Below are 18,015 nucleotides of genomic sequence, written 5' to 3' on the forward strand. Positions count from 1 at the left end.
CGGTCCTTGTGACCGGGTTTTTTTTTGACTTGCTGGAGAACCTCGCCATGGAACTGCGTCCCGTATTGCTGGCCCTTTCACTGCTGCCAAGCCTCGCGCTGGCCGCCGGCAAGTGTGAGCGCCTGGTGATTACCGGCAGCCCGGACGCGCCGCCGTTGCTGTGGCGTGACCCTCAAGACCCAACGCACCTGATCGGCGCCACGGCTGATGTACTGCAACAAATCGGCAAGGACCTGGGCGTTAAAATCGACCTGCTTTACGGCGGCAAACGCTCCCTGGCCCTGGATGAAGTGCGCAGCGGGCGCATGGACATTCTCGCCGATGCGCCGCTGAACCTCGGCGAGCTGGAAACCCTCGACTACATCCACCCGGCGCTGGTGCAGATCGACTACCTGGTGTGGACGCGCAAGGATTCGCCGCTGGTCTACACCAGCGCTGAAGACTTGCACGGGCATAAAGGCGCGGTCTCCGAGCGTGCGCGCTTGAGCGCTGGTTTCGACACCTTCGCCGGCCAGCAGCTCAGCTTGCAACGCCTGCCCAACTTGACCCCGGCGTTCCAGAAACTGCTGCTGGGTGAAGTCGACTACGTGCTGGCCGGGCGCTACTCGGGCATGGCCATGGCCCAGACGCTGGGCATGAGCAACGACCTTGTCGCCCGTGAAATACCCGTCGACCAGCCCGGCCTGTACCTGGCGATTTCCCACAACTCCGCCTGCAACGATCCGTGGCTGCGCGGACAGCTGGCGAAAAAGATGACAGAATTACCCGCGTCTGGTGTCGCGCAAGCCGCTTTGCAGCGCAACCTCGAACGCTGGAAAGCGCAATTGCAGCAACCCGTCGGCACCCCAGCAAAGTAAGGATTTTCAGTGACTCTTCGACCTCTTCTCGCGGCCCTCGCCGTTGTCGCTCTGGCGGGATGTGCAGCTGATCCTGCGCCGAACGAACAAATACGCCTCACCCAGCAGGCCTTGGAACAGGCCAACGCCGTGGGCGCCAGCACCGATGAATCGCCTGAACTGAAACTGGCTGAAGACAAGTTCGCCAAGGCCCGGGCCGACATGGCCGACCAATCCTACAAAGATGCGCGCATGCAGGCCGAACAGGCCGAGCTGGATGCGCGCCTCGCTGAAGCGCGGGTATTGACGCGTAAAAGCCAGGAACAACTGAACGTGCTCAACACTCGCATCGCCCGACTGCGCAAACAATTGCAGCTGGGAGAAGCCCAATGAGCCCGCTGATCCGTGGTTTGAGTTGTGTGTTGCTGCTGGGCAGCGCGGCGTTGGGCGGTTGCGCCAGCCAGCCCAACAGCGAGCAGGCGTTGCAGCAGGCTGGCAGCGACTTCCAGAAGGTCAAGGAAGACGCGAATGTGCTGCGTTTTGCGCCCAAGGATGTGATTCGTGCCGGCGAATCCCTGGCCCGCGCCGATCGCTTGTCCAGCTACTGGGGCAGCGGCCCCGACGTGGTGCATTACGCCTACCTGAGCCAGCGCTACAGTGAGATCGCCCGCGAACACACCGAGCAGGGGCTCAACGCCGAGCGCGGCACCAAGCTGGAGCTGGAACGCCAGCGCCTGCAATTGGCCCTGCGTGAGAGCAAGTTGGCGAGCGTGCAGCAGCAAGGCAAGTGGCTCGAAGAGCAAATCGCCAGCCTGACCACCACCCAGACCAATCGCGGCCTGGTCATGACGTTGGGCGATGTGTTGTTCGACACCGGTGACGCCGAGCTGCAAAACTCGGCCAACCGCACCGTGCTGAAAATTGTGCAGTTCTTGCAGTTGAACCCCAAGCGCGTGGTGCGCATCGAGGGTTATACCGACAACACCGGTGGCGAGCAGGAAAACCTCAAGCTGTCGCGCGACCGTGCGCAATCGGTGGCTGATGTGCTGATGGACCTGGGGATTGATGAAAAACGTATCCAGGTCGAGGGCTACGGTGACCAGTACCCGGTAGAGGCCAACGCCTCAGAGCGCGGCCGCGCGCAGAACCGAAGGGTGGAAATTGTGTTCTCCGACGAAAAAGGCCAACTGGGCGCCGCTCGCTAAAAACCTGCATCGATCAATGTGGGAGCTGGCTTGCCTGCGATGCAGGCGCCTCGGTATGTCAGGCAAACCGAGGCGATACTATCGCAGGCAAGCCAGCTCCCACAGGTTGCCGTGTACACACAGAACCGATCATTGATCGGTTTTTTTATGCACCTTGCCTCTACAGTTTTCTCTATCACTGCCGCCCGCGCTCGACTATTGTGGCAACTGTCCCCGTACACTTCTAAACTGTGCCGGTATGTTTCACACAAAAATAAAATACCCGTGAAATCGAGTGCTGCGTCATGACCAATCTGTTGCTTTACCAACGTATCGCCCAGCAACTGGCTGAGGACATCCGGCGCGGTGTCTATCAACCCGGCGAGCGCGTGCCTTCGGTGCGCAAGATGAGCTCACAGCTCAACGTCAGCCACGCCACGGTGTTGCAGGCGTATGCGAACCTGGAAGACCAGGGGCTGATCCGCGCGCGGCCGCAGTCGGGTTATTACGTGCACCAGACGCCTGCGCTCACGGCGCCGACGCCGGATATCGCCCGGGTTGAGCGTCCGGGGTTGGTCACGCGCAGCAGCATTATCCAGCAGGTGTTGGTCGAGTCGCGCCGCGAAGGCGTATTTCCGCTGGGTGCGGCCGTGCCGAGTGTTGATTATTTGCCGGTGCGCGCGTTGCACCAGCAACTGGCCAAGGTCACGCGCTTCCAAAGCCCGCGGGCCTTCAGCTACATGTTCAGCCCGGGTTTTGAACCATTGCGCCGTCAGGTGGCGATTCGCATGCGCGATGCTGGCGTGGTAGTGGACCCCTCCGAAGTGGTGATCACCCACGGCTGCGTTGATGCGTTGCAGATGTCGTTGCGCGTACTGACCCGTCCGGGCGACCTCATCGCGGCTGAGTCACCGACCTATTACGGCTTGCTGCAACTGGCCGACCTGCTGGGCCTCAAAGTCATCGAGATCCCCAGCGACCCGGCTACGGGCATGAGCCTTGAGGCGCTGCAACTGGCGGCCAACCAATGGTCGATCAAGGCCTTGGTGCTGACCACGCGCCTGAGCAATCCGCTGGGCGCGACCATGCCCGAGGAACGGCAGAAACAGTTGCTGCGCCTGGCCTCGGATTTCGATATCCAGATCGTCGAGGACGATATCTACGGCGAGCTGATGTTCGAACTGGGCCGCACCAAGGCGCTCAAAGCCTATGACCGCCTGGATCGGGTGATCTACTGCTCGAGTTTCTCCAAAACCCTGTCGCCCGGCGTGCGCATCGGCTGGATGATTGCCGGCAAGTACCAGCAGGAAATCCAGCGGCTGCAAATGTTCAGCACCCACTCGGCGTGCAGCGTCACCCAGATGGGTGTGGCGGCGTACCTGGAGAACGGTGGCTACGACCGGCACCTGCGCTACATCCGCCAAGAATACCGCAAGAACCTCAGCGCATTCCAGCTGGCGGTGCAGCAGTATTTCCCTGAAGGCACGCAGATGACCCGGCCGACCGGCGGCTTTATCCTGTGGGTCAGTTTGCCCGGCAGGGTCAATACCCAGGAACTGCACGTGCGTGCGCTGCAGCAGGGCATCAGCATTGCACCGGGAGTCATCTTCAGTAATACGGAACAGTTTAACCACTGTATTCGCCTTAACTGCGGCACGCCGTGGAACCGTGAGGCAGAGCGGGCGCTGATGACGCTGGGGATGTTGGCCAGCCAGTTGTGCCAGGAAACTGCGGCCGGGTTTTGAACCAGGGCTGAGGCGCGTAAAGGGGACACTCATGTTGACCGACTGATCAGCAGGCTTGTCATGCCGCGTTCAACAAGCGAGCATATGGCCCTCTGCCGTTAATGCTGTAGGCAATATGACCTCTATTTTTCGTGCTGTTGTGGTAATTGGCCTGTTAAGTCTGTGTAACGTCGGCACCGTCCTGGCGGCAGCCCCCGTGACTGAAAGCAAGCCCGCAGCCAATACCCAGCAGAAGACTTCGGCGAAGAAACCGGCGCCGGTTAAAAAAGCCCCGGCGGCCAAGAAAAAAACCGGCGTCGTGAAAAAACGTGCACCGGTGGCGAGTAAATCCAAATCTGCCCACGAAGTAGCCCAGACCAAACTGCCACCGGCACAGTTGGACCTGTCCTTGCCAACCGAAATGGTCAGGCACTTGCAGCCCCTCGGCACTATGCCTAAGCCCAAGAGTGTGCCGCTGTTGCCGCCGATGTTTGCGGAAAAACCCACCGACAACAGCGCGTTCCAGATCAATGGCCGCCTACTGAGCAACCAGATGCAGTTGCAGCTGCGTAACGAAGAGCGCCGCGACATTGAAGGCGCTGCGCTGGATTTCGAATTCAAGCAATAAAATTGCGCGCTTAGGTGACGCACGCCCTCGACCATCTGTCGCAGACTGGTCGGTCACTTTTGTTTTGTGCGAAAAACCCCTGTTAGACCATTTTAAAACGGCTGTTTAAGGGCGTACTCTAGCCCGGCCATCCACATTGAGTCGTCGAGGACCTGCCGGTCATGAAATGCCGTGAAGGCTGTGGCGCATGCTGCATTGCCCCCTCCATCAGTTCACCGTTACCGGGAATGCCCAATGGCAAACCTGCGGGAGAACGTTGCCTGCACCTGTCGGTCGAACAGCTATGCCAGCTGTTCGGGCAACCGGAGCGGCCGGCGGTGTGCAGTGATTTCAAGGCAGACCTTGAGGTGTGCGGCAATGATCAGGCCGATGCGATCCGTTTGATCGGCTGGTGGGAGCAGATGACGGCGGCTTGATGGGCTTTACTATCGGAACTTCAAAAATAAGGAATACAACAATGGGTTCGTTGAAACGATTGGCTGTGTTGTGCGGTTTTACGGTGTTGTTTGCTGCCACTGCCCAGGCTGAAGATTGGCAAGTCGCCAAGGACGAAGACGGTATCAAAGTGTCCTTGAGCGAAATTGCCGGCTCCAAGTACAAGGCTTATCGCGGTGTCACCCTGATCAAAGCCCCCGTCGCCAAGATCCAGGCCCTGCAGGAAGACGTGGCCGGTGCCTGCGCCTGGATCCACGAATGCAAATCGCAAAAACTGCTCAAGACCGAAGGTGACAAGAGCTGGACCTACACCCAGTTCAAGGCGCCGTTTCCGGTGACCGACCGCGACTCGATCCTGGAGATCACCACTTCCAAGGCCGCCGACGGCACCGTGACCCGCAAACTGCTGGAAGTGCCGACTTATCAGCCCGAAGTCAAAGGTTACGTGCGCGTAGCCCAAGTGGAAGGTTACTGGAAACTGGTGCCAAAGGGCGATAACCAGACCGAAGTCACTTACCAGGTGCACACCGAGCCAGGCGGCAGCGTGCCATCGTGGCTGGCCAACAAGTTCGTGGTGGACGCACCGTTTAACACCTTGAAAGCCTTGAAAGAACACGCTGAAAAATAAGCGCAGTTGATCCGGTGCCCGAGGCCTTGAGTGGAACGTTTGCCGACCGCTCAAGGTCCAGATAGATGTGAGCCCACACATGGGCTTTATCGAGGAGGCACCGATGCAAACGTGGCAGATTACCTTCGTAGATGATCACGGTGTAAAGACCGTGGAGCAGTTCGCCTGCGCGCAAAAGCCCAGCCTCGAAGATGCGGCGCACATGATCCGCAACAAGCTCGTGCCCGTGGCCGCCGAACTTGATCTCAATGACCTGGAGGGCCGCAAGCCCGAGCCGACGGTCAAGATCCTCAAAGATCAGAACAGCATTCAAATCCTCGACATCTCACCCGCCGCCTGAACATTTCCTGTAGGACCACGAAACCCCTCTGGTGGAGGTGATAGCTTCGCGCTACTCTGCAATTGAGATCAGCGAATGAATCGCTAAGGTCTGGTCTTGTCAGCTACAGGCTTGTTTTCCAACGGTGTTGTATTTGTCGTAGCTCCCGCGCCAGTAGGGCGCGGGCTTCGGGAAGCACGGAAAGTCTATCCATCGGTTTGAGGAGGACGTTTCATGAGCACAGCCTATCAAGAAGACATCAGCACCAACGTACTGCGCCGGATGAAAGAAGGCGGGTTCGACTTCTCGCGTTTTCACCCCATCGAGTTCTACGCCATTTTCCCGGATGAGGAACGTGCGCGCAGGGCTGCGGGTCGCTTTCGCGGGGAATCCCTGAATGCCCAGGTCAGCGCGCGCGACGATGGCGCCTGGTACCTGGAATTGAGCAAAATCATGTTCGCAACCTACGACGGCATAGGAGACTTCGAGCAAGACTTTGAGGCGGTGGTGGAACCGCTGGGCGGCATCATCGAGGGATGGGGCGTAAAGCAGGAGGTGCGTGGGTTACCCATGTAGTGCGATTTGTATGAGTAAAGCAGCGTATCGGCTGACCTTAGGGTCGGCCGTTTTTGTGTGTGCTGTATGAAATCTCCTAACCGCCCACCTCACTTTTCTTGCACCAAAAAAAAGCCACCCAAACAGGGTGGCCCAAAGGGAAGAGCGGTTCGCTGAAACTGTAGGACGTGTCCTGTTCAGCCGATGGGGGTGATTATCCGCAAGCGTGGGCGGGCAGTGAAATCAACTCTGGCTATGCTGTTGATAGTCAAAACCCGCATTACGATGAAGCGCGGGGCGTGACGGCGGGCATTCTGCGCACCAGGAAGGTGCGAGTGGATTCCGTTATTTATTCAACTCACTGATTTTTAAGTGTTTATGCCGATGGCGCGGGCCTTGCAACACGGCTTGCGTCCGAGTGACAAGGAGTACGGCATGACCCGCACTTATTACGATGAAATGTACGACGGGGCAGGGCAGGTCCGGCCCCATTACCGCGAGTTCGCCCGCTGGTTGGCTGATACGCCCGCCGAACTGCTCGCGCAACGTCGGCGTGAAGCCGATTTGCTGTTCCACCGTGCCGGCATCACCTTCACCCTTTACGGGGACGAGCAGGGCACCGAGCGCCTGATCCCGTTTGACACCATCCCACGCAGCATTCCCGCCAGTGAATGGCGGATGGTCGAGCGTGGCTGCATTCAACGGGTCAAGGCGCTGAACCTGTTCCTGGCCGACCTGTACCACGGGCAACGCATCATCAAGGCCGGCATCATCCCCGCCGAACAAGTGCTGGCCAATGACCAATACCAACTGGCCATGCAGGGCTTGAACCTGCACCGTGATCTGTATTCCCACATCTCCGGCGTCGACCTCGTGCGCGACGGTGACGGCACGTACTACGTGCTGGAAGACAATTTGCGCACGCCAAGCGGTGTGAGCTACATGCTCGAAGACCGCAAGATGATGATGCGCCTGTTCCCGGAACTGTTTGCGGCCCAGCGCATTGCGCCCATCGACCACTATCCCAACCTGCTGCTCGACACCCTGAAAAGCTCAAGCCCACTGGATAACCCAAGCGTGGTGGTGCTGACACCGGGGCGTTTCAACAGTGCGTTTTTCGAGCATGCCTTTTTGGCTCGTGAGATGGGCGTGGAACTGGTGGAGGGCGCCGACCTGTTCGTGCGTGATGACCGTGTGTTCATGCGCACCACCGACGGTCCCAAGGCCGTGGACGTGATCTACCGTCGCCTCGACGATGCGTTCCTCGACCCGCTGGCCTTCAACCCCGACTCGATGCTCGGCGTGCCCGGCCTGCTGGCCGCATACCGCTCGGGCAATGTGGTGCTGGCCAATGCGATCGGCACCGGGGTGGCGGATGACAAATCGGTGTATCCGTTCGTTACTGAGATGATCCGGTTTTACCTGGATGAAGAGCCTATTCTGCAGAACGTGCCGACCTTTCAATGCCGCAAGCCTGATGAATTGTCCCACGTGCTGGCCAACTTGCCGGAGCTGGTGGTCAAGGAAACCCAAGGCTCCGGCGGCTACGGCATGCTGGTCGGCCCAGCCTCCACTGCGGCGGAAATCGAAGCCTTCCGCGCCCGTATCAAGGCCAAACCCCACGCCTATATCGCCCAGCCGACCCTGTGTCTATCCACCTGCCCGACCTTTGTTGAAAACGGTATCGCGCCACGGCATATCGACCTGCGCCCGTTCGTCTTGTCCGGCAAGGAAACCCGCGTGGTCCCCGGCGGCCTGACCCGCGTGGCGCTGCGTGAAGGTTCGCTGGTGGTCAACTCGTCCCAGGGCGGCGGCACCAAAGACACCTGGGTGGTCGAGGATTGAACCATGTTGAGTAGAACTGCCTCGGATTTGTACTGGATGTCTCGCTACCTGGAGCGCGCGGAAAATCTCGCGCGCATGCTTGATGTCAGCTATTCGCTGTCGCTGATGCCCCAGGATGGACGCGGCGATGGCCTGCACGAACTGGCCATGCCGCTGCTGATCACCGGCACCCTCGATGATTACCACGCGCGTCACGGTGAGTTGCATGCCGAGCGCCTGCTGCACTTTTTCGCACTGGACGCGGCCAACCCGGCGAGCATCTACAGCTGCCTCGGCGCCGCGCGGGCCAGCGCCCATGCGGTGCGCGGGCGAATTACCGCTGACATGTGGGAAAACATCAACACCACCTGGCTGGATATTCGCGATATCGCCCGGCAAGGGCTTAGCCGTTATGGCATGAGCCGTTTTTGTGAATGGGTCAAGGAGCGCTCGCACCTGTTCCGGGGCGCCACCTACGGCACCATCATGCGTAACGATGCGTTTCGCTTTATTCGCCTGGGCACCTTTATCGAACGCGCCGACAACACCCTGCGGCTGCTTGACGCTCGCTACGAAATGGCCGGTGACCAAGCAGCCGTCGTCACCGACGGCACGGCCCACGCCTACTATCAGTGGAGCGCCCTGCTGCGCGCCTTGTCGTCGTTCGAGGCCTACACCGAGATCTACCGCGACGCGCCCGGCGCCCGGCAAGTGGCTGAATTACTGTTGCTACGCGCCGACGTCCCGCGCTCATTAAGGGCGTGCAGCGAAGAGATCGACCAGATCCTCGCCAGCCTGCCCGGCATCAACGGCCGTCCGGCCCAGCGCCTGGCCGCCGAGATGGACGCGCGCCTGCGCTTTACCGCCATTGACGAAATCATCGAGGAAGGCCTGCACGCCTGGCTGACCGACTTCATCCCCTTGGTGCGCCAGTTGGGCGACGCCATTTACAGTTCCTACCTGGAGGCCGCATGAGACTCTCCATCAGCCACGAAACCACCTACCACTACGAAGACCAGGTGCGCGCCAGCATTCAGTACCTGCGCCTTACGCCCCACGACAGCGAGCGCCAGCATGTGATCAGCTGGCAGCTGGATTTGCCGCGCCCGGTGCGCGCGCAAGTCGACCCGTTCGGCAATATCCTGCACGTGTTGACCCTGGATGAGCCCCACGATGCGATCATTATTGGCGCCCGAGGCCAGGTGGATATCGACGAGTTGCGTGAGGCGGAACACGAGAACCAGTCAGCGTTTCCGTTCCTGCGCAGCACGCGCCTGACAGAACCCGATGAAGCATTGCTGGGTTTTGCGCAACAGCACTGCCAGCAACGTCGCGATCGCAACGCGTTGATCGACCTGATGCACGCGCTCAACCAATCAATGGTCTACACGCCTGGCGCCACCGAAGTCGACACCTGCGCGGCCCAGGCCTTTGCCGGGCGTGCAGGCGTGTGTCAGGACCACACCCACGCGTTCCTGGCCTGCGCGCGCAGCCTGGGGATACCTGCGCGGTATGTGTCGGGGTATTTGTACACCGAAGACAGCACGCACCTGGCCAGCCACGCCTGGGCCGAAGCCTGGCTGGATGACGCCTGGTACAGCTTTGATGTGACCAACCAACTGGCCCGACCGGAGCGGCATTTGAAGCTGGCCGTAGGTTTGGATTACCTCGACGCCTGCCCGGTGCGCGGTATGCGCAGAGGCGGTGGGCATGAGCAAATGCATGCCAAGGTGTTCGTGGCGCCGACGCCGGTGATTTCGGTGCAGCAGCAATAGGCACAGCACTTTAAGTGTGGGAGCTGGCTTGCCTGCGATAGCAGTGGGTCAGCTACACCTGTGCGGGCTGGCAGGCCGCTATCGCAGGCAAGCCAGCTCCCACATTGGATTTGTGATGGGCTTAGGGTTGTTGCTTACGCCCCGCCATATGCTTCAAGTACCCCACCAGCAAATCCAACTCGCCATCGGGCAGCACACTGGCGTTAAACGCCGGCATCTTCGCCTGTGGCCAATGCCGCAAGCTCTGCGGGTCGCGGATGTAACGCTTGAGGAAATCCCCGCTGAAATACTCGGTGGGGTTGTAGGGAATATTCAAGTCCGGCCCCACCTGCGCATCGCCGGCGCCATTGAGCCGATGACACGCCAGGCAATTCTTCTGAAACAGCGCAAAGCCCTGGTTGACCGGGTCATTCGCCGCCAACTTCGGGTCAGGCAACAAGGCCGGAAAACGCTCAGCCACCGTCTTCAATTGCTTGATCTCGGACACCTGGAACGGCCACTGTTCAGGGCTGATATGCCCGGCTTGCGGGTCGGTCCATACCAGATAAAACGGCCCGGCACTCGGTTTACCGTCTGCCAGTGCAGGCCACGGCTGGGCCGGGTCTTCCACTGCCAGCCAGGCGCGGGCACCGTGTTTCTCCAGAAGCGGCGCGGCTGTCAGTTCTGCGGCGAACCCATCCAGGGCCACGGCTTGCAGATGGTTCGCAGGCGTGAGACCCGGTAGCAGAGAGGCCAGCGGCACGGCGCGATAGGTCATAGTGCGCTTGTAGGAAACGTCATCGACGATCTGCACCGTCTGCGCTTCCGGGTGCTTGAGCAGCTCAGCGGTCTGCCAGGTCTTGCGGGTGTGGTCGAGTTCGATGGTCAATTGCGCGGCCGTTGCCGGCAGGGCCAACAGCAAAGCGAGGAAGGCAAGGATCGGTTTCAAGGGAGAGCCCGGTTCTAGGTGGCGGTGGCGCCCACAATACCGGAAAGCTGCGCGCAAAAAGACAGCCCCTGCAACAGGACCGCTATGCGCAATATCCTGGCAGGTGCTGCCAAAAGCTGCAGTCCTGGTGCTGTGTGTGCACGGAATCTGGAGGCTGAATCGTCACCCGATAACCTTGGTTAAATTGGGCAGGATCAGAATCAGTGTGGTGGCGAACAGAATAAGTCCCGCCTGACGTACTTTCGAATGTTTAAACATGGCTGACTGCCTTTTGTTGTTATTCCTGAGCGTCAAATGCGTGCCGATAAATTTCAGTATCGCGATGTGACGTTGCACTTTTCTTACAACTGCCCCAGCAAAACCCGGCAGCAGCTTCCTACTGATTCAACCTTAGAGCCCTCGTTCTTCGCGGCTTAGATCCATTTCATATCAGCTAATCAGTATTTGCGCTAAAAACGGCATGAGGCTTAGTGCCATCTTGGCGCCAGCCCTAGGGCTAGACAGCTAAAACGATTAATCAGCGGTTTCCCATAGCTGCCTACCGTTCGTCCGAGCGAGGGGGTCAAAAGCAATGAGCGCATCGGTCATTGAAACCGTGTCAATCGGGCCTGAAGGTAGGCACACACGCACTGGCTGCTCGAGGATGTCATGACCCAAGCTTTGATCTTTGATGCGATACGTACGCCCCGTGGCAAAGGCAAGGCCGATGGTGCCCTGCACAGCGTCAAACCGGTCAACCTGGTGGCGGGCCTGCTGACGGCGCTGGCGCAACGCAGCGACCTCGACACGCGCCAGGTAGATGACATCGTCCTTGGCTGCGTCACCCCGGTGGGTGACCAGGGCGCCGACGTTGCCAAGACCGCTGCACTGGTGGCCGACTGGGACGTCAGCGTTGCTGGCGTGCAGATCAACCGCTTCTGCGCCTCGGGCCTCGAAGCGGTGAACCTTGGCGCAATGAAAGTGCGCTCGGGCTTCGAAGACCTGGTGGTGGTCGGCGGTGTCGAGTCCATGTCCCGCGTGCCTATGGGCAGCGACGGCGGCGCCTGGGTGCTCGACCCGCAGACCAATCTGCACAGCCACTTCACGCCACAAGGCATTGGTGCGGACCTGATCGCTACACTCGAAGGCTTCACCCGCCAGGACGTCGACACCTTCGCCCTACAGTCCCAGCAGAAAGCGGCCAGGGCTCGTGCAGACGGTTCCTTCAACAAGTCGCTGATTGCGGTGCAGGATCAGAACGGCATCGTGCTGTTGGACCATGATGAATTTATCCGTGGTGACTCCACCCTCGAAGGCCTCGGCAAGCTCAAGCCAAGCTTCGAAATGATGGGGCAGATGGGGTTCGACGCCACCGCGCTGCGGGTCTACAGCCATGTGGAGCGTATCCACCATGTACACACGCCCGGCAACAGCTCCGGCATTGTCGACGGCGCTGCGTTGATGCTGATCGGCTCCGAGGCCAAGGGCCGTGAATTGGGCCTGCAACCACGGGCGCGCATCGTCGCTACGGCGGTGACCAGCACCGACCCGACCATCATGCTCACCGGCCCCGCACCGGCGACGCGCAAGGCGTTGGCCAAAGCCGGTCTGCGCGTTGAAGACATCGACCTGTTCGAAGTCAACGAAGCGTTTGCTTCTGTGGTTCTCAAGTTCATCAAAGACATGGGCATCGACGCCGCCCGAGTCAACGTCAACGGCGGCTCCATCGCCATGGGCCACCCGCTGGGCGCCACCGGCTGCGCGATCCTCGGCACCCTGCTCGACGAGCTGGAGGTGCGTCAGCAGCGCTACGGCCTGGCCACCCTGTGTGTCGGCGGTGGCATGGGCATCGCCACCATCATCGAACGCCTCTGAGCCCAAGGAATTTGTCATGACCGAAGCCATTCGTTACGAAAAAGGCCAGGACCAGATTGTGGTGCTGACCCTCGACATGCCCGGCCAGAGCGCCAACACCATGAACGGCGTGTACCGGGAGTCCATGGCGGCCATCGTCACACGCCTTGAGGCGGAAAAGGCCAACATCGCCGGCGTGGTTATCACCTCGGCGAAGAAGACTTTTTTCGCCGGTGGCGACCTCAATGAACTGATCAAAGTCGACAAAGCCCACGCCAAGGCTTTCTACGACAGCGTGCTGGTGTTGAAGGCGCAACTGCGCCGCCTGGAAACTCTCGGTAAACCGGTGGTGGCCGCGATCAATGGCGCAGCGCTGGGCGGCGGTTGGGAGATTTGCCTGGCGTGTCATTACCGCGTTGCGCTGGATGACAAATCTACTCAGCTTGGCCTGCCGGAAGTCACCCTGGGCCTGTTGCCGGGCGGCGGCGGGGTAGTGCGCATGGTGCGCATGCTGGGGCTGGAGAAGGCTTTGCCGTATTTGCTGGAAGGTAAAAAAGTGCGGCCGCAGCAGGCATTGCAGGCGGGTTTGATCAATGAGCTGGCGGCGGATCGCGATGAGCTGCTGGCCAAGTCCCGCGCCTGGATTTTGGCCAATCCCGAGGCCAAACAACCGTGGGACAACAAGGGCTACCAGATCCCCGGCGGCACGCCGTCAAACCCAAAAGTTGCGCAGATGCTGGCCATCGCGCCGTCGATTTTGCGCAGTAAAACCAATGGCTGCTTCCCCGCGCCGGAGAAAATTCTCTGTGCGGCTGTAGAAGGCGCCCAAGTGGATTTCGACACTGCGCACCTGATCGAAACCCGCTACTTCACCGAGCTGGTCACCGGGCAAGTGGCGAAAAACATGATTGGCACCTTCTGGTTTCAGCTCAATGAGATCAACGCCGGCAGCTCACGGCCGAAAGGTTTTGCCCCTTATGTCACGCGTAAGGTGGGCGTGCTGGGCGCCGGGATGATGGGCGCGGGCATTGCGTATGTGAGTGCTTGTGCGGGCGTTGAGGTGGTGCTCAAGGACATCAACCTGGCGGCGGCCGAGAAGGGCAAGGCGCATTCTGCCGCGCTGCTGGACAAGAAAGTCAGTCGTGGGCAATTGACCGCCGAACAGCGGGAAAGCACCTTGGCGCGGATTCATCCTACGGCCTCCGATGCCGACCTGGCCGGTTGCGACCTGATCATCGAAGCCGTGTATGAGGACCGTGAACTCAAAGCCAGGGTCACGGCGGCGGCGCAAAGCGTGGTCGGCAGCGAGGCGGTGATCGCTTCCAACACCTCCACCTTGCCCATCACTGGCCTGGCAACAGCGGTGCCCGATCAAGGCCAATTCATTGGCCTGCATTTCTTCAGCCCCGTCGACAAGATGCCGCTGGTAGAAATCATCAAGGGCGCTCACACCCGCGACGAAACCCTGGCCCGAGGTTTTGATTTCGTACTGCAAATCAAGAAAACCCCGATCGTGGTCAACGACAGCCGCGGCTTCTTCACCTCGCGGGTGTTCGGCACCTTCACCAACGAAGGCATCGCCATGCTCGGAGAAGGTGTGGCAGCGCCGATGATCGAAACCGAGGCGCGCAAGGCCGGTATGCCGGTGGGGCCGTTGGCGGTGTCGGATGAAGTGTCCCTCAGCTTGATGAGCCATATCCGACAGCAGACGGCGAAGGATCTGCAAGCCGAGGGCAAGCAAGTGCCGGCTCACCCGGCGACGGCTGTGATCGATCTGTTGGTGAATGAATACAAACGCACGGGCAAGGCGGCAGGCGGCGGTTTTTACGACTACCCCGCAGGCGGGCACAAGCATCTGTGGCCCGAGCTGAAAACCCGCTTTGAACAACCCGGCAAACAGATCTCAGCGCAGGATGTGCGCGACCGTTTACTGTTTATTCAGGCGATTGAAACCGTGCGGTGCGTGGAGGAGGGCGTGTTGATGTCCACGGCGGATGCCAATGTGGGCTCGATCTTCGGCATTGGCTTTGCCGCGTGGAGTGGCGGTGCGCTGCAGTTTATCAACCAGTATGGCCTGAACGACTTCATTGCCCGGGCGCGTTACCTGGCCGAGCAATATGGCGAGCGGTTCTCACCGCCAGCGTTGTTGCTTGAGAAGGCTGCACGGGGTGAACTATTTGCCTGATCAAACCGCCCTGTTTTGAATGATGGAGAACCCCTGTGGGAGCGGGCTTGCCCGCGATAGCGTCATATCAGCCGATATTTGCAGTGGCTGACACACCACTATCGCGGGCAAGCCCGCTCCCACAGGTCGTCACGCGGCGGGACTTGCTTTGCTGGGGTGTTTCAAGGCAGGCTCTGGGCTGTTCATTATTCCCATCACCGTGTCAGGTATTTTTTATGTCGCTACGCGTCTGTATCCTGGAAACCGATATCCTGCGTCCAGGCTTGATCGATCAATACCAAGGGTACGGGCAGATGTTCAAGCGCCTGTTCTCCAAGCAACCGATTGCCGCCGAATTCGTCATCTACAACGTGGTGCAGGGCGAATACCCGCCTGCTGACGAGGTGTTTGACGCCTACCTGATCACCGGCAGCAAGGCCGATTCCTTCGGCACCGACCCGTGGATCCAAACCCTCAAAACCTACGTGCTTGAGCGCTACGAGCGTGGCGACAAGTTGCTGGGCGTGTGTTTCGGTCACCAGTTACTCGCGCTGCTGCTGGGCGGCAAGACCGAGCGCGCCAGCCAAGGCTGGGGCATGGGCATCCACGACTACAAGCTCAACGCCAAAGCGCCGTGGATGAGCCCGGTGGTGGAAGAATTGACCTTGCTGATCAGCCACCAGGACCAGGTCACCGCGCTGCCGGACAACGCCACGGTGATCGCCTCCAGCGATTTTTGCCCGTATGCCGCGTACCACATCGAAGACCAGGTGCTGTGCTTCCAGGGCCACCCGGAGTTTATCCACGACTATTCCCGTGAGTTACTGGAGATTCTTCAGACAACCCTGGGCGAAAAGGTCTACACCCACGGCGTGGCCAGCCTTGCGCGTGACCACCACGGTGCCACCGTGGCTGAATGGATGATGCGCTTTGTCGCCCACAAGCCAGAGGCTGCGGCTTAAAGCCAGCCCGAGCGTTTAAAGCTAGCCCACAAACTCGTGCAGCCCACCGCAATAAACCCGAGCACCGCAAAATAGCCGTAGTGCCATTGCAGCTCGGGCATGTTCTGGAAGTTCATCCCATATATCCCCGCCACCGCCGTGGGGAATGCCAGAATCGCCGCCCAGGCGGCGAACTTGCGCTGCACCACGCTTTGCCGCGAAGCCTCCAGTAACACACCGATTTCGATGGTCTGGCTGGCGATATCGCGCAGGGTAGTGAGGTCCTCCATCTGCCGCGTCACGTGGATCTGCACATCGCGAAAATACGGGCGTATATTCTTGTCGATAAATGGGAAGCTGAGCTTCTGCAGCTCCTGGCTGATCTCCACCATCGGCGCCACATACCGTTTGAGCCGCAGCACATCGCGGCGCAGGCCGTGCAGGTTTTGGATATCGTGCTCGCTCAGGGAACTGCACAGCACGTTGCGCTCCAACTCATCAATCTCGGCGTGGATCGCTTCGCTCACCGGCTGGTAGTTTTCGGTGACGAAATCCAGCAGCGCATAGAGTACGAAATCTTCCCCATGCTCCAGCAACAACGGCCGCGCCTCACAGCGCTGGCGCACAAAACCGTAGGACGCCGAGTGGCCGTTGCGGGCGGTGATGATGTAGCCGTTGCCGGCGAAGATATGGGTCTCGATAAACTCCAGCTTGCCGTTTTCGCGCACCGGTGAGTAGGTGACGATAAACAGCGCATCGCCGAAGGTTTCAAGCTTGGGGCGGCTGTGTTTTTCCAGGGCGTCTTCGATGGCCAGCTCATGCAGGTTGAACTGGCGTTGCAGGTTGGCCAGCTCCTGGGCGCTGGGTTCTTCCAGGCCGATCCACACAAAATGGTCGGGTTTGGCGGCCCAGGCGGCGCCTTCGTCGAGGGTGATATCCGTGACTTTCTTACCGGCGCTGTAAACGGCTGCCGCAACAACTCTACCCATGGTGCAGATCGCTTCTTATTAGGAGGACAGGTGTTGGGCAGCTTAGCCTGAATGGCGTTCCCTTGTTGCGGTGCAGAGGTCAGCTTTTTGTGGCGAGCAAGCTTGCTTGCGCTGGGGGCGAAGCCCCCCATCAATCACAAAGGCGCAGGTGCCCAAGCGGTTTGCAGCTCATGGTCCATCTCGGCAATGCATGCCTCCATCTGCGCCTGACACGTCTGCATCAACGCCGGGATGTCATCCGAAGTCAGCCCGACGGTAGGAATCGGCGGCAACGAGCGTATGAGCACCTCACCGCTGTTCCAGCGATTGAGCTGCATATGCTTGACGTAAGTGCTGGCGCACACCTGCACAATCGGTACGCCAGCCGCAATCGCCATATGGAACGCGCCCTTCTTGAACGGCAGCAAACCTTTGCCCAGGTTGCGTGTGCCTTCGGCGAACACCCAAATCGAGGTGTCCTCATGCTGCAAGGTCTGTGTGGTCGTAAGCATCGCCCGGCGCGCCTTGTGCGCATTGCCGCGGTCAATCAACACATTGCCCGCCAGCCAGAACAACTGGCCGAACAACGGCACCCACTTCAGACTCTTTTTAGCGATACACACCGTGCGATGGGGCACCACATTGCCGAATATAAACAGGTCATAGTTGGACTGATGGTTGGCGATGACCACACAGGTGCCGGGCTTGTTACGCAACGAGTCGACATCGGCCTTAAGGCGCAAGCCCAGGATACGCATGGCAGGCAACGCATAGAGACGAGCACACAGGCGGCTGTTGTCCGGGTTGAACGGCCGGCACACACCCAACAGCACGCCCAATACCCCGGCGACCATAAAGTGCAGGCCCATCAACAACATACGTAACAGAAAAAGCATCGACACAGCCCATCGGGACAAAAGGTGGCGCAGTGTACGGATGTGCACTGTATTCGGCAATTGCCCCTACAGACGTAGGAGATGGGCGATGTTTAAGCACATGTTTCAACGTATGCCGACATAGCCCGACTAGAGCGGCTAAAGACGTTTCGGATTTATTTGTAAGAAAAAGCCCGACTCAAGGTCGGGCTTTGGCACATCAGCTGTAGGTATCTAGACAATTATTGACGGTGGCCACCTATTCTGTGGCGAGCGGGCTTGCCCCGCGTTGGGCTGCGAAGCAGCCCCAAAACCAAGCCCCGCGGTCTTTCAGGCGAAACCTCAGTTGCTTTACTGGGGCCGCTGCGCAGCCCAACGCGAGGCAAGCCCGCCTGCCC

Annotated in this window: 18 protein-coding genes; 15 read left to right on the top strand and 3 right to left on the bottom strand. The window is 59.8% G+C overall.

From position 1 onward, the window contains the following. The first annotated feature begins 47 nt into the window (after window positions 1–47). From HBO23_RS32705 to HBO23_RS32760, 12 genes are all read left to right on the top strand, one after another. Window positions 48–857 carry a transporter substrate-binding domain-containing protein gene (locus HBO23_RS32705; RefSeq protein ID WP_170040893.1) on the top strand — a complete coding sequence of 270 codons (810 nt, stop codon included), beginning with the start codon at window positions 48–50 and terminating at the stop codon, window positions 855–857. Window positions 858–866: 9 nt separating this feature from the next. Further along, window positions 867–1,229, top strand: coding sequence for a DUF4398 domain-containing protein (locus tag HBO23_RS32710; protein ID WP_099548765.1), 363 nt, complete (start codon window positions 867–869; stop codon window positions 1,227–1,229). Next, window positions 1,226–2,041, top strand: coding sequence for an OmpA family protein (locus tag HBO23_RS32715; RefSeq protein WP_017138336.1), 816 nt, complete (start codon window positions 1,226–1,228; stop codon window positions 2,039–2,041). The genes HBO23_RS32710 and HBO23_RS32715 overlap by 4 nt, the downstream gene beginning before the upstream one ends. Window positions 2,042–2,325: 284 nt before the next feature. Then, entirely contained in the window at window positions 2,326–3,765 is a 1,440-nt protein-coding gene (locus HBO23_RS32720; protein WP_017138335.1) for a PLP-dependent aminotransferase family protein, read from the top strand. A gap of 115 nt (window positions 3,766–3,880) precedes the next feature. Beyond that, window positions 3,881–4,372 carry a hypothetical protein gene (locus HBO23_RS32725; RefSeq protein WP_017138334.1) on the top strand — a complete coding sequence of 164 codons (492 nt, stop codon included), beginning with the start codon at window positions 3,881–3,883 and terminating at the stop codon, window positions 4,370–4,372. Between the two features lie 161 nt (window positions 4,373–4,533). After that, window positions 4,534–4,788, top strand: coding sequence for a YkgJ family cysteine cluster protein (locus HBO23_RS32730; protein WP_017138333.1), 255 nt, complete (start codon window positions 4,534–4,536; stop codon window positions 4,786–4,788). A gap of 41 nt (window positions 4,789–4,829) precedes the next feature. Further along, window positions 4,830–5,435 carry an START domain-containing protein gene (locus tag HBO23_RS32735; RefSeq protein WP_099548766.1) on the top strand — a complete coding sequence of 202 codons (606 nt, stop codon included), beginning with the start codon at window positions 4,830–4,832 and terminating at the stop codon, window positions 5,433–5,435. Window positions 5,436–5,538: 103 nt separating this feature from the next. Then, on the top strand, window positions 5,539–5,775 hold the full coding sequence (locus HBO23_RS32740) for a hypothetical protein (protein WP_026013791.1): 237 nt from the start codon (window positions 5,539–5,541) through the stop codon (window positions 5,773–5,775). Between the two features lie 213 nt (window positions 5,776–5,988). Next, a complete protein-coding gene (locus HBO23_RS32745) occupies window positions 5,989–6,330 on the top strand; it encodes a ribonuclease E inhibitor RraB (RefSeq protein ID WP_003193463.1) in 342 nt (113 codons plus the stop codon). A 414-nt stretch (window positions 6,331–6,744) separates the two neighbouring features. After that, the gene (locus HBO23_RS32750; RefSeq protein WP_169985022.1) at window positions 6,745–8,154 is read left to right on the top strand and encodes a circularly permuted type 2 ATP-grasp protein; all 1,410 of its coding nucleotides are present in this window, start codon (window positions 6,745–6,747) and stop codon (window positions 8,152–8,154) included. 3 nt (window positions 8,155–8,157) lie between these two features. Then, complete coding sequence (locus tag HBO23_RS32755; protein WP_017138328.1) at window positions 8,158–9,108, top strand: alpha-E domain-containing protein; 951 nt, start codon at window positions 8,158–8,160, stop codon at window positions 9,106–9,108. Beyond that, window positions 9,105–9,908: a transglutaminase family protein gene (locus HBO23_RS32760; protein ID WP_170040894.1), complete on the top strand. Its 804-nt coding sequence runs from the start codon at window positions 9,105–9,107 to the stop codon at window positions 9,906–9,908. The genes HBO23_RS32755 and HBO23_RS32760 overlap by 4 nt, the downstream gene beginning before the upstream one ends. A gap of 121 nt (window positions 9,909–10,029) precedes the next feature. Here the strand turns inward: HBO23_RS32760 and HBO23_RS32765 are convergent, their stop codons facing one another. After that, on the bottom strand, window positions 10,030–10,836 hold the full coding sequence (locus tag HBO23_RS32765) for a cytochrome c (RefSeq protein ID WP_170040895.1): 807 nt from the start codon (window positions 10,834–10,836) through the stop codon (window positions 10,030–10,032). Window positions 10,837–11,484: 648 nt separating this feature from the next. Here HBO23_RS32765 and HBO23_RS32770 point away from each other — a divergent pair. From HBO23_RS32770 to HBO23_RS32780, 3 genes are all read left to right on the top strand, one after another. After that, the gene (locus HBO23_RS32770) at window positions 11,485–12,690 is read left to right on the top strand and encodes an acetyl-CoA C-acetyltransferase (protein WP_170040896.1); all 1,206 of its coding nucleotides are present in this window, start codon (window positions 11,485–11,487) and stop codon (window positions 12,688–12,690) included. Between the two features lie 16 nt (window positions 12,691–12,706). Next, window positions 12,707–14,854 carry a 3-hydroxyacyl-CoA dehydrogenase NAD-binding domain-containing protein gene (locus HBO23_RS32775; RefSeq protein WP_170040897.1) on the top strand — a complete coding sequence of 716 codons (2,148 nt, stop codon included), beginning with the start codon at window positions 12,707–12,709 and terminating at the stop codon, window positions 14,852–14,854. Between the two features lie 215 nt (window positions 14,855–15,069). Further along, window positions 15,070–15,795 carry an amidotransferase gene (locus HBO23_RS32780; RefSeq protein ID WP_017138323.1) on the top strand — a complete coding sequence of 242 codons (726 nt, stop codon included), beginning with the start codon at window positions 15,070–15,072 and terminating at the stop codon, window positions 15,793–15,795. Here the strand turns inward: HBO23_RS32780 and HBO23_RS32785 are convergent. Both HBO23_RS32785 and HBO23_RS32790 read right to left on the bottom strand, forming a co-directional pair. Next, window positions 15,792–16,763, bottom strand: coding sequence for a magnesium and cobalt transport protein CorA (locus tag HBO23_RS32785; RefSeq protein ID WP_170040898.1), 972 nt, complete (start codon window positions 16,761–16,763; stop codon window positions 15,792–15,794). The two genes, HBO23_RS32780 and HBO23_RS32785, sit on opposite strands and share 4 nt — an antisense overlap. Window positions 16,764–16,897: 134 nt before the next feature. Then, the gene (locus HBO23_RS32790; RefSeq protein ID WP_017138322.1) at window positions 16,898–17,638 is read right to left on the bottom strand and encodes a 1-acylglycerol-3-phosphate O-acyltransferase; all 741 of its coding nucleotides are present in this window, start codon (window positions 17,636–17,638) and stop codon (window positions 16,898–16,900) included. Window positions 17,639–18,015: the final 377 nt, after the last annotated feature.

Origin of the sequence: Pseudomonas sp. WS 5532 (assembly GCF_012985445.1) — a bacterium.
GTDB lineage: Bacteria > Pseudomonadota > Gammaproteobacteria > Pseudomonadales > Pseudomonadaceae > Aquipseudomonas > Aquipseudomonas edaphica.